This window comes from Jatrophihabitans endophyticus (genome assembly GCF_900129455.1).
Classification (GTDB): Bacteria; Actinomycetota; Actinomycetes; order Mycobacteriales; family Jatrophihabitantaceae; genus Jatrophihabitans; species Jatrophihabitans endophyticus.
On record NZ_FQVU01000002.1, the window covers coordinates 403,880 to 426,520 of the forward strand.

25 protein-coding genes and 1 tRNA gene are annotated in these 22,641 nt (G+C 66.1%); 13 read left to right on the forward strand and 13 right to left on the reverse strand.

The genetic code is table 11. The features are described from left to right. The first annotated feature begins 43 nt into the window (after positions 1 to 43). Genes BUE29_RS07285 through BUE29_RS07295 form a run of 3 tightly spaced genes read left to right on the forward strand, consistent with a single transcriptional unit; the run spans position 44 to position 2,196 of the window. A complete protein-coding gene (locus BUE29_RS07285; protein WP_143168046.1) occupies positions 44 to 757 on the forward strand; it encodes a hypothetical protein in 714 nt (237 codons plus the stop codon). Positions 758 to 787: 30 nt separating this feature from the next. Beyond that, positions 788 to 1,741, forward strand: coding sequence for a hypothetical protein (locus tag BUE29_RS07290; protein ID WP_143168047.1), 954 nt, complete (start codon positions 788 to 790; stop codon positions 1,739 to 1,741). Then, positions 1,738 to 2,196 carry a GNAT family N-acetyltransferase gene (locus BUE29_RS07295; RefSeq protein ID WP_073388122.1) on the forward strand — a complete coding sequence of 153 codons (459 nt, stop codon included), beginning with the start codon at positions 1,738 to 1,740 and terminating at the stop codon, positions 2,194 to 2,196. The genes BUE29_RS07290 and BUE29_RS07295 overlap by 4 nt, the downstream gene beginning before the upstream one ends. Positions 2,197 to 2,292: 96 nt before the next feature. Here the strand turns inward: BUE29_RS07295 and BUE29_RS07300 are convergent, their stop codons facing one another. Further along, positions 2,293 to 2,544, reverse strand: coding sequence for a hypothetical protein (locus BUE29_RS07300; protein ID WP_073388123.1), 252 nt, complete (start codon positions 2,542 to 2,544; stop codon positions 2,293 to 2,295). Between the two features lies 1 nt (position 2,545). Further along, on the reverse strand, positions 2,546 to 3,982 hold the full coding sequence (locus BUE29_RS07305; protein WP_073388125.1) for a hypothetical protein: 1,437 nt from the start codon (positions 3,980 to 3,982) through the stop codon (positions 2,546 to 2,548). Positions 3,983 to 4,763: 781 nt separating this feature from the next. Between BUE29_RS07305 and BUE29_RS21905 the strand changes: the two genes are divergently transcribed. Further along, a complete protein-coding gene (locus BUE29_RS21905; RefSeq protein ID WP_143168048.1) occupies positions 4,764 to 5,588 on the forward strand; it encodes a hypothetical protein in 825 nt (274 codons plus the stop codon). 8 nt (positions 5,589 to 5,596) lie between these two features. Here BUE29_RS21905 and BUE29_RS07310 read toward each other — a convergent pair whose 3' ends face one another. Further along, positions 5,597 to 6,304, reverse strand: a complete 708-nt coding sequence (locus tag BUE29_RS07310) for a hypothetical protein (RefSeq protein WP_073388127.1) — start codon at positions 6,302 to 6,304, stop codon at positions 5,597 to 5,599. Positions 6,305 to 6,306: 2 nt separating this feature from the next. Then, a complete protein-coding gene (locus BUE29_RS07315; RefSeq protein ID WP_159440840.1) occupies positions 6,307 to 7,359 on the reverse strand; it encodes a PIN domain-containing protein in 1,053 nt (350 codons plus the stop codon). A 144-nt stretch (positions 7,360 to 7,503) separates the two neighbouring features. Between BUE29_RS07315 and BUE29_RS07320 the strand changes: the two genes are divergently transcribed. The 8 genes from BUE29_RS07320 to BUE29_RS07350 all read left to right on the forward strand — a co-directional run bounded on the left by BUE29_RS07320 (position 7,504) and on the right by BUE29_RS07350 (position 13,848). Continuing rightward, positions 7,504 to 7,725: a hypothetical protein gene (locus BUE29_RS07320; RefSeq protein ID WP_073388131.1), complete on the forward strand. Its 222-nt coding sequence runs from the start codon at positions 7,504 to 7,506 to the stop codon at positions 7,723 to 7,725. A gap of 91 nt (positions 7,726 to 7,816) precedes the next feature. Next, positions 7,817 to 10,213 (forward strand): hypothetical protein, encoded by a 2,397-nt coding sequence (locus tag BUE29_RS07325; RefSeq protein WP_073388133.1) that lies wholly within the window; start codon positions 7,817 to 7,819, stop codon positions 10,211 to 10,213. A gap of 364 nt (positions 10,214 to 10,577) precedes the next feature. Then, positions 10,578 to 11,294 (forward strand): hypothetical protein, encoded by a 717-nt coding sequence (locus tag BUE29_RS21355; RefSeq protein WP_084180820.1) that lies wholly within the window; start codon positions 10,578 to 10,580, stop codon positions 11,292 to 11,294. A gap of 17 nt (positions 11,295 to 11,311) precedes the next feature. After that, positions 11,312 to 11,860 carry a hypothetical protein gene (locus BUE29_RS07330; RefSeq protein ID WP_073388135.1) on the forward strand — a complete coding sequence of 183 codons (549 nt, stop codon included), beginning with the start codon at positions 11,312 to 11,314 and terminating at the stop codon, positions 11,858 to 11,860. Positions 11,861 to 12,159: 299 nt separating this feature from the next. Continuing rightward, complete coding sequence (locus tag BUE29_RS07335) at positions 12,160 to 12,423, forward strand: hypothetical protein (RefSeq protein WP_073388137.1); 264 nt, start codon at positions 12,160 to 12,162, stop codon at positions 12,421 to 12,423. Continuing rightward, positions 12,420 to 12,761 (forward strand): DUF2958 domain-containing protein, encoded by a 342-nt coding sequence (locus tag BUE29_RS07340; RefSeq protein WP_084180821.1) that lies wholly within the window; start codon positions 12,420 to 12,422, stop codon positions 12,759 to 12,761. Before BUE29_RS07335 ends, BUE29_RS07340 begins: the two co-directional genes overlap by 4 nt. 113 nt (positions 12,762 to 12,874) lie before the next feature. Next, positions 12,875 to 13,390 carry a hypothetical protein gene (locus tag BUE29_RS07345; protein ID WP_073388139.1) on the forward strand — a complete coding sequence of 172 codons (516 nt, stop codon included), beginning with the start codon at positions 12,875 to 12,877 and terminating at the stop codon, positions 13,388 to 13,390. Then, entirely contained in the window at positions 13,387 to 13,848 is a 462-nt protein-coding gene (locus tag BUE29_RS07350; protein ID WP_073388141.1) for a hypothetical protein, read from the forward strand. Before BUE29_RS07345 ends, BUE29_RS07350 begins: the two co-directional genes overlap by 4 nt. Positions 13,849 to 14,681: 833 nt before the next feature. On the opposite strand, the gene BUE29_RS07355 is transcribed toward BUE29_RS07350, so the two are convergent. From BUE29_RS07355 to BUE29_RS07395, 9 genes are all read right to left on the reverse strand, one after another. Continuing rightward, positions 14,682 to 15,626 (reverse strand): hypothetical protein, encoded by a 945-nt coding sequence (locus BUE29_RS07355; RefSeq protein ID WP_084180822.1) that lies wholly within the window; start codon positions 15,624 to 15,626, stop codon positions 14,682 to 14,684. Positions 15,627 to 15,645: 19 nt separating this feature from the next. After that, positions 15,646 to 16,695 carry a DNA methyltransferase gene (locus BUE29_RS07360; RefSeq protein WP_200800090.1) on the reverse strand — a complete coding sequence of 350 codons (1,050 nt, stop codon included), beginning with the start codon at positions 16,693 to 16,695 and terminating at the stop codon, positions 15,646 to 15,648. Positions 16,696 to 16,973: 278 nt separating this feature from the next. Then, on the reverse strand, positions 16,974 to 17,654 hold the full coding sequence (locus tag BUE29_RS07365) for a hypothetical protein (RefSeq protein ID WP_073388143.1): 681 nt from the start codon (positions 17,652 to 17,654) through the stop codon (positions 16,974 to 16,976). 4 nt (positions 17,655 to 17,658) lie between these two features. Then, positions 17,659 to 18,372 (reverse strand): hypothetical protein, encoded by a 714-nt coding sequence (locus tag BUE29_RS07370; RefSeq protein ID WP_073388145.1) that lies wholly within the window; start codon positions 18,370 to 18,372, stop codon positions 17,659 to 17,661. A gap of 153 nt (positions 18,373 to 18,525) precedes the next feature. Next, the gene (locus BUE29_RS07375) at positions 18,526 to 19,899 is read right to left on the reverse strand and encodes a tyrosine-type recombinase/integrase (protein WP_084180823.1); all 1,374 of its coding nucleotides are present in this window, start codon (positions 19,897 to 19,899) and stop codon (positions 18,526 to 18,528) included. 128 nt (positions 19,900 to 20,027) lie between these two features. Continuing rightward, positions 20,028 to 20,115: transfer RNA gene (locus BUE29_RS07380), tRNA-Ser, on the reverse strand. Positions 20,116 to 20,125: 10 nt separating this feature from the next. Continuing rightward, entirely contained in the window at positions 20,126 to 20,554 is a 429-nt protein-coding gene (locus BUE29_RS07385; RefSeq protein ID WP_200800130.1) for a nucleoside deaminase, read from the reverse strand. Between the two features lie 26 nt (positions 20,555 to 20,580). Beyond that, entirely contained in the window at positions 20,581 to 21,066 is a 486-nt protein-coding gene (locus BUE29_RS07390; RefSeq protein ID WP_073388151.1) for a tRNA adenosine deaminase-associated protein, read from the reverse strand. A 3-nt stretch (positions 21,067 to 21,069) separates the two neighbouring features. Continuing rightward, positions 21,070 to 21,552 (reverse strand): tRNA adenosine deaminase-associated protein, encoded by a 483-nt coding sequence (locus BUE29_RS07395; protein WP_159440841.1) that lies wholly within the window; start codon positions 21,550 to 21,552, stop codon positions 21,070 to 21,072. A gap of 95 nt (positions 21,553 to 21,647) precedes the next feature. Here BUE29_RS07395 and BUE29_RS07400 point away from each other — a divergent pair, with 95 nt between their 5' ends. After that, on the forward strand, positions 21,648 to 22,637 hold the full coding sequence (locus tag BUE29_RS07400; protein WP_200800091.1) for a prephenate dehydrogenase: 990 nt from the start codon (positions 21,648 to 21,650) through the stop codon (positions 22,635 to 22,637). The last annotated feature ends 4 nt before the right edge of the window (positions 22,638 to 22,641 follow it).

Below are 22,641 nucleotides of genomic sequence, written 5' to 3' on the forward strand. Positions count from 1 at the left end.
TATTCACCCGCCGCAGGACAACGCGGAGGAGGACGACATCACCATGAAGACCATCGAGGCAGAGAGCTTGCTCGACACGATGGTGAGCGAGCTGGCGGCACGCAACGCACTCCTCAACCGCATCGCTCGTTCGCGCAAGCTCCTCGCCGATCACGGCGTCACTGCGGCGGACTTCCTCGACGCTCTCGACCCAGACGAGACGCAGTTCTTCCTCACCTGCCCGCCCGCCCTCCTTCGCGCCGAGGTGCGGCAGTGGCTCGCCATGATGCGCACCCGCCCAGACGCCACCTACGACGATCGCCGGGCGAGAGTGCAGCACGGCTACGAACGCCGCTTTCAGAAGATCCCTACGAGCGACCGAGAGAACCTCGCCGCGATGGAGCTACGCCTACGCACCGCCTTCATCCTCCGCGACGGCATCCTGCGGTACGAGCCCTATGACGCACCCCAAGCTCCCGTGCAGGACTTTCTCGCCTGGCTCACGCCGGAGGCGGTGCGATGGGGACTCGCATTGCCCATCGCCGTCTTCAAGCCAGCGGTGCGCGCCTGGCTGGAGAAGTACGCCAACGTGGTTGCTCGCCCTCGCCTGGTGGACGCGCCGGTGCCGTCCATGCACTTCGGCGATCACGAACGGTTCCTCACCTCCTCCCACCACTTCGACCTGCGGGTGCGCCGCCTCGCGGAGGAGCTTGAGGTGCGCTTCGGGAGCAAGGTTCCGCCCGCTCCCACGCTCGCCGTCTCCATCATCGACGGCTAAATAGTCGTACCGCTTTCCTATCGTGGCGGAGTGACCATCGAACCTTTCGATGCCTGCTGGCAGAAACTCGACCGGGCTGACGTGCACCGCCGAGAAGCAATGCAAATTTGGAACGACTACTACACAGAGCACCCCGTCCAATGGTCACTCGATCACGAGGGCAGTGGCGTGCATATCCTGCGCGTCTGGCGTGACGCCCCCATGCCCGCAGAACTTGCGGTGGTGACGGGTGAGTGGTTCTACAGCCTGCGCAGCGCGCTGGACTACATCATCTGGGCGACGGCGGTGCACCTGCACGGCTCGATCCCGCCGCCCAGCGAAGGTGTTCTCCAGTACCCCATCTACGACACCGAGAAGATGTGGAACAGCCAACTTCACCGCCTCAAACCCCTGGCCGATCACCACCGCGAAATGTTGTACGAGATGCAGCCCTTCGCGAGCGACTCGGACGCCAACTACCTCGGCTGGATCAACCGGCTCTCCCGCATCGACCGCCACCGCCGCCTGAGCGTGATGACCTCCTACCTGGCGGACCTTCGACCCGTGCTCCAGTACCCCGAAGGCTGCAACGTCGAGATGCGCTGGGGCAACCGAGTGCTCGGTCCCGGCAAGACAGAGGTGCTACGCCTGGACCTATCTCCCTGGGATGACTCCATGGAGGTGAAGATCAACCCGCGAAGCATCATCGACCCCGAGATCGAGGACTGGTCCGCTTCACCCTTCTGGCGTCGAATCACCTACGGCGAGCGCTTCGCCTACATGCAGATCTTCGTGATGGGCGAAGTAGCCACCTACGAGTACGACTGCACCGGCGATACGCGCAAGCCAGACATGCTTACCGACGGGTTCAAGGAAGTGTCCAACGCCAGGCGCCAGCCCATGCCGGTGATCGTTGAGCCGTCCACGCCCACCGTTTGGGGCAATCCGGTGCAAGGCAAGCCGAGCACCAAGCATGCCTTTGACGGCGGTCGGAGCCAGACGTGAGCATTACCCTCGTCCACCTTCGTCGCGGGGCTTCGGACGACAAGTACTCGTGGACACCCTTCGCCCCCAACGACGAGTTCAACGGAGACTGGTGGGACTCGCCGCCCTATCTCTTCGATGACCCCCACTTCGTGCGAGCGGATGGGGACGGCGTTGAGGTGGCGAGAATCGAGCTGGATCACGATTTCCGGGGAAGCAAACACGTCGGAGCGCCCGACCTCGGTGACGCCGCACTCGAAATTCAGTTCATGGAAGTGGCGAAGAGCTACCGCCGGAAGGGCATCGGCGCGGCGGTCATTGCGATCCTGGCAGAGCAGTATCCGGACCGTCGCCTGCTTGCGCTCAGCGAAGAGGCAGACGGTTTCTGGGCGTCTCTCGGTTGGGATCGTTTCGACTTCAGCGACGGTCCCCACCACTACCGCCCATTGTTTATTCAGCCCGCCGAGTCGGCGTAACAGCACTCCTCGCTGCTCTCGCGACGAACGCCCACGAACACAAGAGGCTCGTGGGCGTCTGTCCATCCGATGCTCACGGCGGTGAGCGTTGCGCTCCTAGCCGCCCAGTAGGCGTCTCGCGCCGTAGGAGAACAACGTCTCGCCGGGTCGGCGTTCGGGGCTGAGGTAGTGCTGGAGCTGGCACTTGGGGCACTCCCAGTGCTCAGCGTCTCCCACCACTCCGTGTGCCTCGTGCTCCTCCATCATTCGCCGGCTCGCCTGCTGCGCCGCGTAGTAGGTGCTCCACGGACCGGTGGGGTCACGCCACTGCACCGTGATGCCGGGGAAGTGCTTGAACGACTCACCCATCTCACTCACCTCCTCGCGAGGTCTTGGCGGCGGCAAGTGCCGTCCGTTCTGTCTTGTAGAGCCCGCGAGTGAAGCGTTCGGTGACCAGGTTGGCGTCGCGGCGAGCCTTCTGGTCAGGGGTGAAGTTCGCCTGCCGCCCGGCGAAGGAGACGCCGGTGAGCGCGCGGGAGTCCAGCACCTGCACCTTCACTCTCGCCCACAGGTCACGGGGCATGACGGCGGTGACGGCTGCTGCCACCGCCTTCGCCACCTTCTCGTTGCGGCACAGCCACACCACGCTGCCGTAGCTGCTCGCCGCGCCCTTGCCGAACTCCTCGGCGTAGGCGCGCATGGCGTTGTGCAGCTTGTCCTCGTTCACCGCGTGCAGCTCCACCTCCACCGCCACGGCGCGCGCCTCGTGAGTGGTGCTGAAGCGCGGGTAGGTGAGCATCAGGTCCGGCAGGTGATAGCCGTACTCGCCCAGGTCCTGATGGCGAAGGATGAGGAAGGTCCACGGCTGCTCCACCTCCTGCTTCGCGCCGTGAGCCTCCTGGCCAGCCGCCCACTTGGTGAGGCGCTTGTCGCGCTCGTGGTACAGCTCGCCGGTGTCCCACCGCCAGGGTGGAGCCTTGGAGTCCCGGCGTGTGTTGATGCTGGCCTGCCGCAGATTCACCTGCCGACGCAGCTCCTTCTCCGTGAGGAAGTGCTCGTGAACCGGGAAGTCCGGCAGCGTGAGCAGCTTCGCCCAGGAGGGGCGAGCCGTGCCGGACAGCAGGAGGGCGAGCACATTGGCGGCGGCCAAGGTGTGGCTCACCGCCCGGAGACTGAAGTCCTCCTGCTCCATTCGCGCCGGGATGTCCACCTCTTCCAGGCCGAACTCGGTGGGAGAGAAGAGTGCTCCCGCTGACGAGCCGCTGCGCTTGAAGAGGTAGCCGCGCTCGGTGAGCTTGCTCAAGCGTCGTTCCACCGTCCTGCGCTCCTTGCCGAGGAAGAAGCTCACGGTGCTGGCGGTGCCGTAGCGGGCAGCGGCGAGGAACTCGATCACCCACGAGTCCTCGTCCGTGAGACGGAAGCGTGGCGCGCGCTTCAGACCGGGGCGGTGCTGCCCCTTCCTGCGCTCACCACCGGAGGCTTTTGGGAACAGCCGCACTCCCTCCGTCTCTACGTTCGGCTCCTCCGTCCGTTTCACGCTGGCGACGGTCGGCACCTCCTCGTGCTCGTCCTGGAGAGCGGCGAGTTGTGCGTCGAAGTCCTCCTGCTCGGCGGCGGGAGACGGTGCGGGCGCTGCGGTAGGAACGGGCGCGGGTATGCGCACTCGCGGCGCTGGCGCGCTGGGAGCCTCGCTCTCGCCGCCGCGCTCCGCGTGTCTGCCGCCGTACTTCGCCTGGTTCTCTGCCGCGTGCTCCAGCATGAAGCGCTCGGCCAGGTCGTCGTCCTCGTCGTAGTGATCTGTGGTCATGGCTTTGGTCCTTTACCGGTAATGCGGGAAATCGCTTACCGGTAATATCAGGACTTACCTGGGGCACTTATTACCCCGTTTATGTGCGACTTGCCTGCGGAGCAAGGCGGACTTGGGGGCGGGGGGTTCTCGCCGAATGGGGAGAAGGAAAAGCGGCTCCGCCGCCACCTGCCAGCACTGCAAGCAGTCCTGGCCGAAACCGTCTCTAGGGGAAGTGTTTCCCCGGCGACGCCACCCCACCCGAGCCGGACGGCTCTTGCCCCCGAGCGGAGTCGCTGCCTGAAGCAGCTCACCACCGGGGAGCAAGAACCCGCCCGTCTCTCCGAACAAGCCACAAGCAGTCAGTAGTGCCGGCACTTGTCACAGGGCAACAAGTCCACCAACGCTCTCGGACGTTGCTAGCGCACTCGCCCGTATGGAACAGGAGACAGCTTTCACCTCAGGGACGAGGCGAAGCCGAGTCCGAGGGGAACAGCGGGGAGCGGAGCGGCGGAGCGCTCCTCCCTTGGGAATGTCCCCGGCTATTTTTTTCGAGCATTACCGGTAAAGCTTCGCTGCATTACCAAGCTCATTACCGGCGAGCAGCGCGGCGCTCTCCGAAGGGAGGGACGGCTCGCTCTCCCATCCGCCTAGGGGAAGAAGCTCGCCCTTGCTCTGGTCGACGTCGGCGAGGCGGCGGGTGAGCTCTGCATGGTGAACCGGTGCAGCGCGCGACGGTGCAGGAGCACTTACACCGGTGCAGCTGTCTGAGCGCGGCGCGGCGTACGTGGGCGTAGCACCGGTGCAGCACGCGGTCGCCTCGCGGCAGAAGCGCCGGCGCAGCGCCTCATGCCGGTGCAGCGCCACAACCCCGGTGTGTCGTGCGTCCTCGTCTGAGACGATCCATGCATGGCGGGCGCCGGGGGGGTTCACAAGCTGGCAGCGCGAGCACAAGCTGGCGTTCTGGAGCATCGTTGCGACACTTCTCGTCGGCGCAGTTACCGGGGTAGTCGTTCCGATTGCGCTCAGCGGTGGCGGCCGGTCCTCCGCCAAAGTCGTCACCAACAATGGCCAGGTGAATGTCGGAGGCGTTGTCAACAACTACTACGGTTCCGCTTCAGCGGCGAAGGCGTGCCCGAAGGACACGGCGACAGGTGCCCCGACAGGTCGCAGCGATCATGTGGTAGATGCCGATCTGTACGTGCGAACAACGGAACGTGGCCAATGCTGGGTTCGCGCCATCACTCCACGCGACTCGCCCACACTGGTCGAGTACGAGGTTGAGTATCGGAACACGAGTAGCTCGGTTCAGCGTGACGTCGAGATAAGGCTTAAGCTCGCGCGAGGCATTACGATGATTCCTCATTCGACGTACCTCGTAAACTCCACGACACCTCACGGCGAACCCATTACCTCCACCGACGCGGTAGTTACCGACGGCATCCTCATTGGCAGTTACGCGCCCGGCGCGGGAGCTTACGTGGTGATAACCGCTTCTACGCCGGCGCTCGTTGACCTCCGCTGTGGCAGCAACCTTCTGCGGACGGAGGTGTTTGTACAGCCGAAGGGCGACAACTTCTTCAATAACACTGCGGACGCCACCATCTCTAAGAATGACTGCAACTGATCGAAAGGTCAGCGACGGAGGTCGAAGGGCACGCGGTACTTCTCGGACAGCGCCATCACCTGCGGCATGCGCGGTTGATCCTCTCGCTGCACCTCGATGACGAAGGCAGCCGCCAAAGTGGACAGCGCGCATCCCATCCAGGTGTCCACCGGCGCCTCCTGCACCGCGCCGAGTCTGACGCCAGTGATGCCGTGCTCATGGGAGGCGGTGAGGTGCTGGGCAAGGGTGGCTGACGATGGGTGCACGCCGACCGTCAGGTTTCGGTAGAGGGAGATCAGTGCATCGCTTGATGGGTTCAGCGCCTCGCACTGCACCTTGAAGTTCGGCATCACCGGATCACCCTGTTCGCCGAAGCCGGTCAGCAACTCATCCGGCACGTTGGCGTAGGTGGCGAGATCCTTCACCACGAAGCGGTTGTGCCGGTGCAGCGTCCCTACGAGCTTCTCTTCCGCACTCCTCGTGAACAGCACCCACTGCGCGGTGACGGCGTGCTCGTAGGCCACCCGCACGTTCGCCACTGCTAGGTACTCCCGCTTGTTCTCCGCGAGGATGAGCGCGGCGTGCACCTGGTTGAGCGCGTACATGGCGAGAGGGAAGGTGGCTTGGAACTTCACCGTCCCTTCCTGCGGCACCGCGAACTGCCCTGTCGCTGTTGCGTAGAGCTGTAGCGCGTCACGGGCGCACGCGCGGTACTGCGTGTCCACCTCTTCCGTCATCGCTAGTTGCCGTCTTCACCGTGCACGAGATGACAAACCCTGAGCCCCGCAGACCGCGCGCGCAAAGCAGCTCCCGTGTCGTAGGAGACGAAGTACACCAGGCGATTGCCCATGACGCTCTGCTCCATGAAGTCCGAGAGCATGAGCGCACGGTCCACAAGCTCGTCGTCCGCCCGCTCCAAGCGCTGGTGGGTGGGCTCGTCCACGAGCAGATTCGCGCGCACCGCACCGAAGTCCAGATCAGCCGCTCGCATCTCCCATGTGGTCGTGGGGTCGGAGCCAAACTCGCCGTAGATCTTCTTCAGCGTGGTTCGCGCTCGCGACCTGATCTTGTCGTTGTTCTTCCACTTCGCGTTATCCAGCTCATCCACCACGAGCATCGGCAGGACCAGGCGGATGAGCGCGCGAGACCTGTTCTGCCATCCGACCACCGCGCGCCAGTGGATGGCTTCCCAGGCGGAGGGGTGGTGCAGGTGCACGTTGGTGTCCGCAACGACAAACGCAACTTCCGGCTCGGCGCTTGCCCACCGCCGTCGCTCGTCGAGCACTGCCTTCGCCATCTCCTCGAAGAGACGCTCGCGCGTGCGAACCTCCTCCTGTACAGCGCGCACGTTGGCTGGCGAGTACGAGGGATTCGCGTGCGTCGCCCAGTAGCGCCGGGTGAGCAGAACGCGGTCGAGATTTTCGACTGCCATCACCGGACGTAGCTGCCGTTCTGCCTCCGCCGCCCAGCTCAGGTATTGCTCCACCTGGGCATGCACGTCCGAGTTGCCGTTGAACGCGTTCTGGGCGGAGTTGTGGACGTACCGCAGCTTCTCCTCTAGGAGAGAAGCTGGGACTCCGCGGCGGGGCTCGACCATCATGCCGCCATCATCCGACGCGGGTCCGACAGTTTTTGGCTCGCGCACACTGCGCCGGTGCAACGCTTCCCGCGTCGCGGCGAGACGGATGCTCTGCTCGCGCCGCTCGTCAACAGGTGTTGATGCAATCGAAAAGCGCCAGCGCGAGCACCGCTGCACCGGCGCCTCCCTCCCGCACCTGATATTGCTCTTCACCGGTGCTTCCGGTGCGTGTGTCATGGCACGGCGGGGAGCGGCGCTCCATGCCAGAGCGGGAGCGCCGCTCCCGAGTCCTTGAGAGCGGACGGTGGCAACGCGAGCGATATCTCGCTTGTCACCACCTACCGCTGGAGGAATCCGATGGCCATCAAGCGTCCGCCCGCCACCATCTCGCTCGCCGGATGGGCGAAGAGCGAGGGGCTCCACTTCAACACCGGCTATCGCCGCTACAAGAAGCAGACCCTTGGCTTGGAGACAGTGCGGGTCGGTCCCCGCATCTACGTGCGCCTGGACGGTGAAGGCGGACGCCCCATCCCGCTCCCGCCGCCGGTGGAGGAGGAGGCGGAGGACTCCCGCTCCTAACCACGCCGCTCCGATATTCGCCCCTCATCAACCGCTCCCTCGGGAGCACAAGCGAAGGGGCGTACTCATGACACACGCACTTACTCGGAAGGTGACCGTCCTCGGCATCTTCGTCGGCTTCCTACTGGCGTTCGCCGCCAGCCTTTTGGTCGGTTCCTCTCCCGCCTACGCCTCTGGAAGCGGCATCGGGTCCGGAGGCTCGGGCTCCGGAGGTGGAAGCGGCCCAGGTGGCTGCGCCGCCTTCAACACGAAGTGGGAGTTCGCCCACGGCTCCGTGCCGAAGACAGGTAGCGGCTGCACCAACAACACCCTCACGGGAAGTTCGTGCCAGACCTCCGCCGCTGAAGGCTCCTGGATCTTTTACGTCACCGCCACGAGCGGCGGCAACGAGGGAAAGCACATCAGCCTTCCCACCTCCTCCGGCGGCTTCAAGTTCATGAGGAACAAGCTCACCGATCTCATCCAGGACGACAGCAACATCTCGGCGGGTTTCACTCGCTCCGCGAAGGCGAGCGGCTATGACAACGCGCCCACACGGCTCGCCATCAAGCGGTGGATCGAGTCCGAGATCAGCGACGGCAGCTTCGGCGCCGGGAGCCACGCGCAATGGAAGGAACTCGGAGGGAGCAACTACCGAGCATCCAATGGGAAGTACCTCACCTACGTGTGCGCCTGGCTGAGCTGCGGCGCTCACTGCAACATCCCCGGTGTTAACCCTCCGGTGCAGTATTGCTCCGGCTACGGCGTGACCAGCCACACCTACGTGATCCGCCGCGGCGTGAACACCGCCACCACCGAGGCTTCCTCCGCCAGCGACGCTCTCGCCAAGTGCGCGCTTCACTGCCCCACGTCGTCATCGAGCGATCCGAACCACGTGAGGGCTTACATCCAACACTCGGGCGCGGCCATCCGGGCGAGCTACAACACGGGGGCGAAGATGGGCGCCTACTGCTATTACCGCACCGGAACGCGCAACACCGAGACCCAGACTCGGCTGCTCACTACGAGCGGGAAGCGCACCGTGTCGCCTGAGTACATCTACGGCTACAACATCGACCTTCTGCCGGACGACGAAGACTTCGGCCAGCGCACTCACCCCGGTCCAGACAAGCTCGTGTACCAGACCACCGAGACCGTGATGCCTCTCGGCCAGTTCGTGAACAGCTACAACTACAAGAACAACACCTGCCCCACGGTGGCTCAGCTCAACGCCGCCGCCGCGAAGAACGTGGGCGTGAGCCACGGCAGCGTGGCGGTCAACGCCGAGAACAAGAGGGGGCTGGCTGAGGGCGGCATCCTCACCGTGCGGGAGAACATCGAGCGCATCCAGCTCCTCCTCACCCCCACCACCAAGCAGCCCCAGGTGCGGACGCGGGTGAGGACTCAGGTGTACAGCTTCACGCTCTACAACACCGGAGCGGAGTACGGAGTGGGCGACGAAACCGGCTACTACTTCTCCTACACCGCCTGGACCGCCTGGAAGAACAGCGGATCACCGGTGCACTCTTGCGGCACGGGCGAGAACACCGAGACCGGAGAGAACGGCGGCCTTTACCAGATCTTCACCAATCACTGTGACGCGAGCGCGGCCATCCAGAAGGGACAGTCCGCCGGCGCCACCGTGGTGGACAACGGCGACAGCACGAAGAACTTCGCGGGCTCAGTGATCTCCCGCACCGACAACCTCAACGAGTTCGAGCCGCAGTGGGGATGGGGCGAAGGCGATCGCGCCGGGCAGTGGAACAAGCTCTGCGCCTACCAGGGGCAGAAAGCCTCCACCGGCAGCCCGGCCTCCGTCACCTACTTTCGTGACAACACGCCTCACGCCACCAGCGTGGATCTCTACCGGCCACAGTCCGGGGGCGTGGTGAGCTACAGCGGGCAGGACGCCACCGCCACCATGGTCTCCCTCTGGAACGGCAGCATTCAGGCACCGGGCGTCAGCGACACGGGTCAGTTCCAAATGATGGCCAACGGCCAACCGCTCTTCGGCAGTGACGCCTCACCCGCTCCCGTTCTGTCGCAGTGGGGGTCGGTAAACGCCGTCCAGGAGAAGTACTTCGGGCTCGTGCCCAGCCAGGTGACCAACTTAGGCATGGAGGCGGACTGGCCCACCGACGCCGGCAAGCCGGAAGTCTTCACCACCAAGTGGATCTACACACCCCAGGTGAGCAACACCTTCCCCGTGGTGGTGGGCTTCGACAGCCACGACCAGCGCACCGACACCCTCGGCACTGTCTCCACCGGCATCGAGGGCGAGGTGTACTCCATGCAGGGGACGGCGGCCGCGAGCCCGGCGCTCACCACATTGGTGAAGAACTCCACCGGCGACATCGAGCACCAGGGGCAACCGGCCATCACCAACACGCTGGACGGGCGGCTCGCCTTCGGCACGAGGCTCGACTCCACAGGCGCCTGGATTCCGGAGCCGGTCACCTACAGCCCCTACTACCGCGAGGTGCACTTCGTGCGGGCGACCACCAACTAACAGCTCCACCTCTCCGAGGCTCACCGTCCCCTCGCCTGATCCCCTTCGGCGAGGGGACGGCGGTGAGAGCTGTCATTTTCACGGAGAGAATCACGGGACTGTGATGCCCACGGGAAATGCGCTTTACAGAGAAAGTCCTCGCTCCCGCTGTCTCGCCGCAGCTACCACCCAACTCCGCCATGCCCTGTAGCCGCACGCTTCAAGAGAGGAATTCTCACTCCTCTCCTACATCCAATTGACTGGCGCTAGAAGCCCGTCACCATTCCCCTGGCAGACACCCTCCCGCTCGTAACCACGTTTTGATATTTAGCCGCACTCCATCCGGAGAACTTGGTAAAAGGCCAAGGCAACCATTGTTAGGGGAATGACAATGACCACTCACATTCGAAGCACCGCGCTTCTGCTCACGCTCACCTTCGTGCCTTTCTTCGCCGTGCTCTTCCTGGGCAGCACCGCCGCGCACGCGGCGAGTTGCCCTCCCAGCGATCAGATCAAGGAGCCCAACGGGGCGATACTCTGCCTCGGCGGCGGAGGCGGCAATCTCGGCAACGGTGGAGGCGGGTCCAACTCCGGCGGCGGCTCATCCTCCGGCGGCGGTTCATCTTCGGGAGGCTCGCACTCCGGCGGGGGTTCCTCCTCCGGTGGCAGCTCGCACCACTCCGGCGGCAACGGCGGTGGGCACACCTACACCCCGCTGCCGAAGCACACCTACACGCCGCCCGCAAAGGACTACTGCCCCAACGGCGACTACACCGGCTCCCGCTACGACGGCTGGTGCGGACACGCGCCGGTGCACCACAAGGCGAAGCCCAAGCCGAAGGCTCCGGTGAAGGAGGCACCCACCAAAAAGCCGACGCCCAGCGCCACGCCAACCACGAGTGCTCCTACAACAAGCGCCACTCCCACCGTCAGCGCGACTCCTTCGACCTCTCCGACGGTTGCACCGGTGCAGAACGCCGCCCACGTCACCAAGGACAACAGCGACTCGCACGCCGGAGTGATCGCGGCAGGCATCGCGCTCCTCGCGCTCCTCAGCGGCGGCCTCGTCCTCCTTATCTCCCGCAAGCGCAAGAGCGCCTGAACGCAAGGAACAACCCCATGAAGACCATCCGCACCCTCGCGGTGAGCGCGCTCCTGGCGTGCCTCGCTCTCCTCACCCTCGGCGGCTTCCCCGCCTTCGCCTCCCCGCTGCATCACTCCAAGCCTCTGCCCCGGCACTACTCCTACTGCGGCAAGTGGGGCGTGCTGTGGAAGAGCAAGACGAAGCACCTCGACACCGCGGAGGGGCGCAACTGCTTCACCGTCGCCACCGAGCGCAACGGCTCCGCAACCCTCACCGCCCGCATGCAGGTGAAGGTGAAGGGCGGACACGCCGAGAAGCTGTCCATCCTGGCGGAGTGGGCGGCGAACAACGCCAAGTCCCACAAGACCGGCGACAACGGCAACGGCGTTCGCCGCACCGTGTACGCCACCCGCAGCAAGCACACCCGCGTTTTCACCTACCAGCTCGGCACCATGCACAACGTGGTCCACAAGGGCGACGGCGACGTGTACGCCTACCTGCTCACTGACCAGAGCGGCACCAAGGGCTGGTACTACGGACTCGACGCCAACCACTCCTACGCAGTGTCCAGCAAGCGCCGCTGACCCAGAACTCCCCGGCGGGCGTGCATTCCCCTTCCGCGCCCGCCGGGTGACACAACTTCCTCCCTCCGAAGATCACGCTCCTGCGGAGGGAGAGAAGTGAGCGCCGCCGGCTCACGCGTTCGCCCACGCGTAGCCCCGCCGTCGTGGCGATGACGTGGCTCCACCCGTCTAGCTCGGACGCTCGCAGCATGAGCACCGCAGGCGCGCACATCGACCATCCCCCAGGCGCTCGCCCGCTCAGGCACCGTCTCACCGTTGGTGGTGCGCGTTGTCGTGGCGTCCGTTCACCATGCCGCGCCATGGACAACGCCAAGATCGACCCGCAGCCCACCGTCACCTCTCGCCACCTCGAGGAAGCGTTCCGCTACCTCGTGCACCTGGACCTCCTGCAGGAGGCGCTCACCTCCGTGCTTGAGGAGGAGGGCGAGGCGGTGCCGGGGGACTTCTCCGCCACCGTGAGCACTTTCCGTGAGGCGGGCGTGCTCACCTACAACCACGGCGTGGTGCTCAGCTTCAGCACCGGCGGCGAGTTCCAGGTCACCATCGTGCGGAGCGCCCGATGAACGAGACGCAGCGCGAGCGTCGGGGACACGCCTTCCTGCCGGACGTCGCCACACTCGCCCAGATTCCCGACCTCTACGGCACCGAAGACACCGACTTCTCCGACAAAGAGATCCACCTGAAGTTCTTCTGCGGTGCCGCCACCTGGCTCATCGCGGAGCTGGACCCGGACTCGCTTCTCGCCTTCGGGCACGCCAACCTTGGTGACGAGCAGATGGCGGAGTGGGGGTACGTGTCGGTCGTCGAACTGGAGGAGCTTGCAGTCTCCACTCCCTACGGCTTCACGCTGGTGGTGGAGCGCGACGTGCACTGGACACCGAAGCTGTACCGCGACATCTGACGAGGCGGAGCGCCGGTGCCTCGCTCACCAGCTCGGCTCTGCCTCGGAAGCGATATTCGCCGGTGGACGGACTAATCACCCGTCGCCGACCAACGCTCACCGAGGGAAAGCCCATGACCGAGAAGCCCGACCCCCAGCAGTTCTGGCGCGAGCACAAGCGCAAGTTCTACAGCGCGAACTTCGCCTACTTCTCCGGCGCGCACGGCGCCATCATCGCCGCGATCAAGCGTTGCTACAACGATTTCTGCCTCCGCGGCTTCCTCACGCCGGAGCAATTCGTCCAGTGCGCCCTTGAGGTGATGCAGGACAACCACGCCATGCGGGCTGGATGGCTGCGCAACACCGCCACCTACCGCGAGCTGCACCACGCTCAGGCGCGGACGCTCGGCTCCACCGAACTCGCCGCCCGCGCGGTCGGCACGGTGTGGAGCAAGGACGTGGGCTTCCACTACCTCTCCGCCCATGACGTGGTGGAGCGTTGCCGAGACGAGCGCGGCGCACGCTGCGGCGTGGTGTGGGGCGATCACGTCCCCTTCCCCGACCTTCCCTCCGCGCTCGCCTACCGCGACGCGCGCCGCAGAGAAGACGCCGCCGACCCCGACCTCGAACTACCCGAGGACTGGGCGTGAAGCCCGTGACGGAGGAGGAGCAGGCGCAGCTTGCGGAGCTTCGCCTCACCGACCCCGAGTACTACTCCTACCTCCTCCGCCGTCTTGACGACAGCGATCCCCTGCCCGGCCGCCGTCACACGCTGTGCCTGCGCCGAGTGGAGGAGGCATTCGACGCGGGCGCGGTGCGCAAGGTGAAGCGGAGCATGACCCGCACCCACGCTCTCCTCATCGCGGAAACGGTGCTCCGCTGGCAGGTGGAGCACGAGTGGCGCGTGCACCCGCTCGCCGAGTCCTACATCTCCGCCCGCCTCGGCTTGTCTCCCGCCGAGCAGCGCTGGGCGAAGGAGTACCTGAAGCTCAAGGGCGTGATCTCCATTTGGAAGCCGCCCACGCTCGCCGGCTACCGCACCACGCTGTGGCTGGTGGGCCAGTGGTTCGTGCGCGAGACCACCCGCGAAGAGCGAGGGGAGAGTTGATATAACACCATTGCGTTGGTTGCGGGTCCGCTGCCCAGGCTGATTACCTAAATAGCATTGAAGAGCCCCGGGGTTACGGCTTTCCTCCGGGGCTTCTTCATGAGAGCCACCGGTGCGGTATGCCGCCGCGCTGCGCCGAGCCGCCGGGCGGGGAGCAGCTTAGCCCGATGCTATTAAGAAAGCTTTTAGTGGTACCAGACTAGCTGGTTTTTACTGACGAGAGCAGAGGCGAGCGGAGAGGATGGAGCCGCTTCCAGCGCTTCTAGTTGTTGCGAAGCGAGCCACCGGGAAGGTGGCCACCTCTAACAACCTGGCTTCAGCCAGTAAGACAGCTTTTAGCTGTGTCGGGCTACGCCCGAAGTAGGAGGGGAAGGGATGGACTTTGAGTTGGAGGGAGAGCAGACCCGTCCGGGAACGCTCCGAGCGGTGCCATTCACTTCGGTGATGGGTGCGAGCGCAGCGAGCCTGCCAGCGGTAGCTGGCTCCCCTCTTCGACTTCTTCATGCCCACCTACTTCGAGCGAAGCTCGACACCCTCATCGGTGAGCGCTCCACGCCGCCGGTCAAGGCGCCCGAAGGACGAGCCGAGACCGTCCCGAACACCACGGAGTGGCGCGAGGGCGGCGAGGAGCCATCTACAGCTTCTTAAAGGACCGAGCCAGTCTTTCTGAGCAAGAGCAAGTCCCGGCAGGAGCAAGCAAGGCGAGCCGCGGCACTTCACGTCCGCGCTGCCGTCCCCGCCTCCCTCATCCGTCAGCTAACAGACGAAGCTCGCCTCCCCGTACGAACACCTGAGGCGGCGGACTCCCCGTCAGAGCTGCCGTCCGAGCGCGGCTAACTGAAGTCGAACTCGGTGGCCAGGTCGCGAAGCAGTCCGCGCAAACGCTCTGCCCGCGCTTCCACTTGTGCTTTCGATGTCTTGTCCATCGCCAAGATTTTTTTCAACACTGCTTCGCCGTCCGCGTTGTCCGAGTGGATGTGCAGGAAGGTCTGCCAGTCCGTTGCTGCGATGCCGAGGATGGGCTGGTGGAGCGAGTCCTCGATGAAGGTGTCCATCAGCGGGCGACACCGAGGGAGGCGTCCGAAGTTGTCGCCTCCGTCCTTCTCCGGCACCACCGACACCAGGTCGGCTTTGCTCGGGTAGGGAGCTGCATCGGCTGGGACCTGAACGCCGGTCGGATCGTTTGCATTCTTTGGCTTCCGCACGTTCTGCCACCAGTGGTCACGCCACTCAGCCGCATACCTCGCCTGTTCCACCCACGGAGCGCCGACCTGCGGCTTACCGGCGACGGCATTGGAGAGGTACCACGGGACCACGCACACCAGGTCCCAGGGCGAACATGCGGCAGGCGCCACCTTGTAGCGCAGCGAAGGCACGCCTTCCTTGGCGAGCAGGAACCAACCCTTGAGCTCGATACCGAAGATCACCTCGAACCCCTGCGGCGTGCGCCGCGCCAGCCGAACGTCCGGGAACGCCTGCGACGAGCGCACGAAGGAGTACTCCGCCCAGGTGCGATTGGGGTCCCACACGCTCCGGATTCCGTTGAGCGTCTCGACCACCTGCACCTCGATCGCCGCTCCCATGAGCGTGTTCAGGTTGTGCAGGTCGGTGGCGTCGATGCCTGCGATGGGGTTGTCGAAGTCGAAGTAGACCGGGAGCGCGGCAAGCGCTGCGTGCACGCCGTCGTATAGCGCACGTTTGTCTTCGGGGAAGGTGTCGGGGTCGATGCGCACGGGCGCGTCAACATCTGCCGCCTCGGAGTCGATCTGCTCGGTCACATCATGACCGTAGCTGTGACTACGCCAGTTCGCTCAGATCTGTCGGTACAGCGAGTTCGGAGCGGAGACGTTCCGCCGCGGCGGTTGCCACCGTCGGCGTGATCTCCGCCGTGTAACAGCGCCGACCAAGACGGTTGGCTGCAACGCCGGTGGTGGCAAGTCCGGCGAACGGGTCCCACACCACGTCGCCTTCATCCGACGTTGCATTGATGAGCCGCTCGATAAGTGCGAGGGGCTTCTGGTTTGTGTGGACGATTTTCCCGTTGTGCTTGATGCGCTCAGCGCCCCTGATGGCGGGCATCGCCCACACGTTGGTGACGCCGTGCTCGTGGTTCCACTTGGTGCGCATGTGCGCCCAGCGTTCCGCCGTAAGCGGCGTCGCACCGTCCAGCGAGAAATAAGGGCGCTTGGTCAGCCGCCCATTGGTCTTCGCATAGGCAGCGAGCTTCGCCATCATCTCCGGAGGCGGGAAGTACCACAGATGATCTTGCGTGAAGTACTTCCTGGTCGCCGCGTTCTTCACGCCACATGCCTCGTTGGTCTTGTAAAGCGGCAAACCGGAACGCAGCCACTCCGACCGCAGCCATTCCTTCATGGAGAGCAGCGCGCCGTCTTCGGACTCGAAGGTCGCGCGCCGGCTGTACCGGGCGCACACCTCTGTCACCACTGGGAAGCCACGTATGGTCCGGCTATTGACGTTGCCAGCCACGTGAGCGATGCCCTTGTCCCAGACTTGCAATCCCTCGTACTCCCACCCTGCCTGATCGAGCACGGGGTGCACGAGCGCCCATCCGATCTCGGTCCCCCAGAACCAGAGTGTGGTTTCCGGAGTGGCAGCAGATGCCCAGGCGGCAGCGTGGGGCGCGTACCACTTCGCGAGACCGTCAGCCGTGTGCGGGTCGCCAGGGAAGCCGCTCACGCCGTAGGGACCGTCTACGTGGATCACTGTCGGCGCTTCCCAGCGCTCGTAGAAGTCACCAGCCGACCCGCAGAACAGCGTTGTGGAGCCGATCTGCTCGGACGTCCCGACCTTGGGGTGCTGCGTCTTGCTGTGGGTTGTCCTCGGCACGCCGTCACCGTACAAACGACCAACGACAGGTTCCGTGAGGCGCGCTGCTAGGCGATGCTCCGGTCACACCCAGGCGTCCTTCAAGATCAGTTATCGCAGCATCGCCCGCTCTGAGCGCCGCAGCTACAGCCGTTGCCCCGCCTGGACTGCCACCGTGCGGACGACGGTAGAGCAGCCTCCAACAGCCGAAAGCCGCCCTCCCGCATGGTTCGTCAGGAGGGCGGCTCTGGGATCGAGCAGTGAGGCGTGGTCACCCGCCGTGTGGCAGCGACAGGGCGTCAAAGCTGGAATCGGGTGAGAGCCTCGTCGTACAAGATCCCTGCGAGCTGATCGCGGATGACGTCCAGCTCCTCCGTGCCGATGCCCTGATAGACGTAGGGGTCTTCGTTGTCCGCCGACCAGTCGCGATGCATCTCCGTGAACTGCTCCAACAGTTCGTTGAAGCGGCGATCGCCCGCCGTCCGGATGCGGCGGCTCTTCAGCCGAAGCACGTCGAAGTCCATCGCCTCCAGCGCCGTCTGGTGAGCAAGCCTGTTCTGGTGCTCGTCGAACGCATGCAGCTCCGCCTCCGGGATGAGCAAGCGCTCGGTGGGCTTCCCGTGACCGACATACAGCCAGGAGCGGAAGGTGCGCGCCGGCACTCCGGACTCCTCCCACACAGCGACGGCACTCTCTCCCCGGCAGACGAGCGCCACCGCCATGCCCCGCCGCGCGCGAGCGGTGGCAGCGTGCGCACGGCGCAGCACCTCAGCGTGCTCCGCCAGCGTTGCCAGCGACGTCGTACTCACCCGGACCAGCTCCTTGCGCCTGCCCCGCTCCACAAGCCACCGCGCCACCCGCCGATCCACCTCGCGCTCGCCCATCGCGAAACGCTCTCTGCGGGACAGCCGGGGCACGTCGGCGGGTGGCAGGTCGCTGTAGAAACGCACGCCCGCCACCCGCCGCGTGAAGAACAACATCGGGTCAGAAGGTGGCTGCCAGCGGTGCGCCGTCCTCTACGGCGTCCTCGCCCAGGTCGTCCAGCTCGTCACTGAGTGCGTCGTCCTCCTCCTCGTCCGATGCCGTCACGTCCTCCGGCGGGAGCGGGTGGAAGGTCTTGGCGCGCTCCTTCAAGTCCTTCGGCTCGAAGGTCATCAGCTCTTCCATCACCTTCACCGGCACGAGAAGCGACTTCTCCATCACCGGCTCCAGGACGGGCTTCACCTCACCGGTGGTGTCCTCGTCCAACTGCTTCTGGTTGGAGACCTTCATGTCGCCGGTCGGCATGTCTCCCACGAACCACGCTTCGCGGAGGTTCTTCAGGTTCACGCCGGTGGCCACGCAGATGTCGATGAGCGGCTCGCCTGCCTGAGCGAGCGCGATGGCCATGGTTTGCCGTACGTCCTTGATCTCGTTGGACGCCGCTGCGTACTTCTTGCCGAGATAGGTGGCGCGGGCGAGCGCGGCGAGCGAGGGAGCGATCACGAGGTCGCCCTCGTTGGCGTAGTACTCCGCCAGGCGCATCTCGAAGAAGTCGCGCCCCATGAACTCGATCTGCTCCTGGCTGAACTTCGGCGCGCCCTTGCGCTTGCGCTGCGTGAGCACCACGAGCTTGCCCCGCAGCCGCTCGTAGATGGTGGTGGTCGGGCGCAGGCGCACCGTGAGCTCGCGCCAGTCGATGGGCTCTTCTGCTGCCATGGGATCTCCTCGTCGTGCAGTGGGTTGACGAGGAGAGCTTCTGCTCACGGCGAGGCCATGCGCAGCACGGAAACCCCGGAAAACCGAAGTCGGAACGAACCCGAACGGGCGAGACGAAGCGCAGAGCGGGGCAGGAGGCGGCGAGCAGGAAGCTCAGGCGTCCTCTTCCTCCTCGTCGGCATCCATTTGCTTCGCCACCTCCACGAGCTGGTCCACCGTCTTGCCGCGCCGGGCGATGAGCACCTTGCCCAGTTCCTCAAGGGGCGCGCGGGTAATGGCTGCGGTCTGGTGGTCGTAGACCGCCATCATCGCCGTGCTGCTCCACCCGGTGATCCGCATGATGGTGGCGGCGTCGTAGCCGAGACTGCTCAACAGCGACACGGTGATGTGCCGAGCGTCGTGCCCCACGATCTCGGTGGCGCGGGCGCGCTTGAGCAACGCCTTCCACTCCGCGTTCTCGATCTGGTGCCGGATCGGCGTGCCGTCCTCGCGGGTGAACAGGAGCTTGTCGAACCCCTGCGCCGCCAACAGCTCGCGATGCTCAGGGGTGAACTTCTTCCGCCGCGCGAGCTGCTTGCGGCGGTGAGCACGCACGATGGACAGCCACGGCTCCACGAGCTGGATATCCCGCCGGCTCTTCTTGGACTTGGTGCGCTGCGCGATGTAGAGCGTGTTGGTGCCGCGCTCGCCGTCCGTGTGGCGAAGGAGCTGTTGCCGGATCTCAATGCGGGGGTTCTTCGCATCCAGGAACACCCGGTCGTCGGTGAGTCCCAGGCGTTCGGACTGTCGCATGCCGAGGAAGAACAGCGCCCACAGAGCCTCCAGCTCGTCACCCTCGATCGCCTTGAACACCTGGAGCGGGAGCCAGGACTTCACCCGCTTGATGTGCTCCTTGTCCACCTCGTTGCGTTGCGGCACCTCGATGGCGTCCATGGGGTTGGCGAGGATGAGCTGCTGGTCCTTGGCGTCATCGAGCGCGCCCTTGAGCAGGAGCACCACCGCCCGCTGCGCCGTGCCGGACAACAGCTGACTGCCGTCCTTCGCCTTCTTCGCCTTCAGGCGATCCAGGAAGCTCTGGCAGTCGGAGATGGTGAGCATGCGGAGCTTGATGTGCCCCACGCCCTGCCCATCGTTGATGTGGAGCGCCATGCGGCGGAGCTGTGCTCCCCTCGTCTGTTCGCTCCAGTCCTGCTTCGGCGCCCACTCCTTCAGGAACTCCTTCACGGTGGTGGAGAGCTTCGCGGGCAGGGGTGAGTACAGCTCCTCCGGACTCTTCAGCCCCATGAGCACTTCGCGCCGGAGGACGTTGCGCTCCAGGCGCTCGTAGGCTTCCTTCGGCGTCTTGCCCTCTCCCGCCACCACCGTTGTCTTGCGGGTGACGGGGTCGTAGGCGAGCGTGCGACGCACTCTCCAGACCTTCGTGCCATCTGGACGCAGCACTTCGCCCATCCACCCCTCGCCGTTCTTTCGCTTCGCGCGGCGCACGGGAGACGACGACGAATTCGTATCGGATGGGTCGCTGGCCATAAAACAAACTATAAAACGACGCACGCCGAGCGAGCGCAACACGAAACCCCCGTAAATTCGCGGTTTCTCGCGGATCTCCGGGGGTTGTGGCGTTAGACTGCCGTTTGTTTGTCCATAAAATTACGTTTTGGCGGTGGCGGTGGGATTCGAACCCACGGTGGTTTTACCCACACACGCTTTCGAGGCGTGCTCCTTTGGCCGCTCGGACACGCCACCGCCGAGAAGGCTACCAGCGGCGTCCGGCGAAGAACTCGGCGAGGACGGCGGCGCACTCGTCCTCGCGCACGCCGCCGACGACCTCGGGTCGGTGGTTGAGGCGGCGGTCGCGCAGGAGGTCCCACACCGACCCGGCGGCGCCGGCCTTCGGGTCCCATGCGCCGAACACGACACGGGCCACGCGGGCGAGGACGAGCGCGCCGGCGCACATCGGGCACGGCTCGAGGGTCACGGCCAGCGTGCACCCGCCGAGCTGCCACGAACCCAACGCCGCGCCGGCCCGGCGCAACGCCAGGATCTCCGCGTGCGCGGTCGGGTCGCGGTCGGCCTCGCGCTCGTTGCCGGCGGTGGCGATCACCCGCCCGGCCGGATCGAGGACGACCGCCCCGACCGGGACGTCGTCGTCGCACTCGCGCGCGGCGGCGAGCGCGAGTCCGATCGCGGCCGCGTCCGACGCGGCGGGAATCACCCGCGCAGCTCCTCGAAGGCCTCGCCGCAGCCGGCCTTCTCGCAGACCGCGAACAGCACGTCGACCGGCAGCGTCCCCTCGTGCTCGCACAGCGCCAGCAGCCCGTCGGCGTCGGTGCCGAGATCGGCGACGATGCCGGCATCGCCGAACGGCGCGCTGTCGTGCGCCGGCGGCGCGTCCTCGTCGTCGGCGAGGTCGTCGGTGCCGATCTCGGTGAGCTCCTCGGCGACGACGGCGGCCAACGGGTAGGCGTCGGCCGAGTGGCCGTCGGTGAGGAAGGCGCGTGGTTCGTCGTCGCCGGCGTCCAGTCGCACGATCGCGGCGTACTCGTCGTCCTGCTCGATCAGCAGCAGCCGGACGTCGCCCACCGTGTCGCCCACGATGTCGCCCAGGTCGGCCAGCGACTCGCACCCGGTCAGATCGGCTTCCGCCGTGCGCCAGCGGTGACCGCTGCGCGTGACCACGGCGGCGAAGTACGTCACGGCTCAGCGCACCCAGGCCGCGTCGATCGCCCGCGCGTACGCCTCGCCGACCTCCAGCCGATCCATGATCGCCTCGAGCATCTCCTCGGGCAGCAGGTCGAGGTCGTCGAGGATCTCCTCGACGTCGTCCTCGGTGAGCTCGAGATCGTCGAACAGGTCCAGGTCGCCGACCGGCCAGACCTCGTCCAGCTCGTCGTCGGCGGGCGGGTCCTCGCCCAGGCGGGTCATCGCCTGCTCGGCGAGGGGGAACTCCACCGCGGCGGTGAGGTCGGACAGCAACAGCGAGATCCGCCGGCCGTCCTGCCGCGCGACGACGAAGAACTCGTCCTCCAGGCAGGCGACGACGAACGGACCGCCCTCGGGCGGCTGGGCGCGCAGCGCCGACAGCAGCACGCCGAGGTCGTCGAGCACGCTCGGTGGCAGCGGATCGACACGCCACTGCGCACCGTCGCGATACGCCGCTACCGCGAACCCGGGCTGAGCCACCGCAATCACCGCCTTCCGCCCACGATCGTGGCACGGACGACCCGGTCCGAGGAAGTCGCCGACACGTGTCGCGACACGGGCGATACGGTCGCGCGGTGACCGTGCCGACGCACCCCTCGACGGAGGTCCCGCCCTTCCGGCGCGTGACCGTTCTCGGCCTCGGCCTCATCGGCGGCTCGCTGCTGCGCGCGCTGCGCCAGACCGGCCTCGAGGTGATCGGCTTCGACACCGAACCCGGCGCCGGCGCCGCGGCGAGCGCGGCCGGCTTCCCGGTCGCACCGGACGCCGCCACCGCCGTGCACGGTGCCGACCTCGTCGTCCTCGCGATGCCGCTGCCCGAGGTCACCCCCGCGCTGCGTTCGGTGGGGCCGCACCTGCGACCCGACACCGTGCTGACCGACGTCGGCACGTTGAAGCAACCGGTGCTGGCCGCGGTCCGCGAGCACGCGCCCGGCGTCCGCTTCGTCGGGGGGCACCCGCTCGCCGGCGTCGAGGAGACGGGCTGGGCGGCGTCGGACCCGCTGCTGTTCCGCGACTGCCCGTGGGCGTTGATCTTCGAGCCGGACACCTCGCTGACCGCGTGGTTGCGGCTCGCCGGACTCGTCTGCGACCTGGGCGCCCGGCCGGTGCCGACGACGGCCGCCGACCAGGACACCGCCGTCGCCCGCGTCATCGGCCTGCCGCACGTCCTCGCCGAGGCGCTGGCGCTCACCGGCCTCGCCGGCGGCTCGCTCGGGCTCTCGCTCGCGGCGGGGTCGTACAAGTCCGGATCGCGGGTCGCGCGCACCCGGCCGGAGCTCGTGACGTCGTGGTGCGACGGGAACGCCGCGCTGGTCGGCGCGCTCGACGACGCGATCTATCACCTGACCTCGGCCCGCGACGCCCTCGCGGCCGGCCGGTCGGTCTACCCGCTCGCGAGCGCCGGTCACGCGGCCCGGACGAACTGGGAACACCGCCGCTTCGAGCCCGTCGAGGTCACCACCGACCCGACGGCCCTGGTCGGGCACGGCCGCGCCGGCGGGTGGGTCACGGCGGTCCTGCGCGACGACGACGGTGTGCGGCTGCTCGGGATGCGCCCCATCTGACCCG

Bases quoted from the DNA above. Each gene is read 5' to 3' on its own strand.
- BUE29_RS07305 (WP_073388125.1), bottom strand. From the start codon at position 3,982: ATGACCACAGATCACTACGACGAGGACGACGACCTGGCCGAGCGCTTC.
- BUE29_RS21355 (WP_084180820.1), top strand. From the start codon at position 10,578: ATGACAATGACCACTCACATTCGAAGCACCGCGCTTCTGCTCACGCTC.
- BUE29_RS07320 (WP_073388131.1), top strand. From the start codon at position 7,504: ATGGCCATCAAGCGTCCGCCCGCCACCATCTCGCTCGCCGGATGGGCG.
- BUE29_RS07310 (WP_073388127.1), bottom strand. From the start codon at position 6,304: ATGACGGAAGAGGTGGACACGCAGTACCGCGCGTGCGCCCGTGACGCG.
- BUE29_RS07330 (WP_073388135.1), top strand. From the start codon at position 11,312: ATGAAGACCATCCGCACCCTCGCGGTGAGCGCGCTCCTGGCGTGCCTC.
- BUE29_RS07340 (WP_084180821.1), top strand. From the start codon at position 12,420: ATGAACGAGACGCAGCGCGAGCGTCGGGGACACGCCTTCCTGCCGGAC.
- BUE29_RS07345 (WP_073388139.1), top strand. From the start codon at position 12,875: ATGACCGAGAAGCCCGACCCCCAGCAGTTCTGGCGCGAGCACAAGCGC.
- BUE29_RS07300 (WP_073388123.1), bottom strand. From the start codon at position 2,544: ATGGGTGAGTCGTTCAAGCACTTCCCCGGCATCACGGTGCAGTGGCGT.
- BUE29_RS07335 (WP_073388137.1), top strand. From the start codon at position 12,160: ATGGACAACGCCAAGATCGACCCGCAGCCCACCGTCACCTCTCGCCAC.
- BUE29_RS07365 (WP_073388143.1), bottom strand. From the start codon at position 17,654: ATGTTGTTCTTCACGCGGCGGGTGGCGGGCGTGCGTTTCTACAGCGAC.
- BUE29_RS07285 (WP_143168046.1), top strand. From the start codon at position 44: ATGAAGACCATCGAGGCAGAGAGCTTGCTCGACACGATGGTGAGCGAG.
- BUE29_RS07370 (WP_073388145.1), bottom strand. From the start codon at position 18,372: ATGGCAGCAGAAGAGCCCATCGACTGGCGCGAGCTCACGGTGCGCCTG.
- BUE29_RS07375 (WP_084180823.1), bottom strand. From the start codon at position 19,899: ATGGCCAGCGACCCATCCGATACGAATTCGTCGTCGTCTCCCGTGCGC.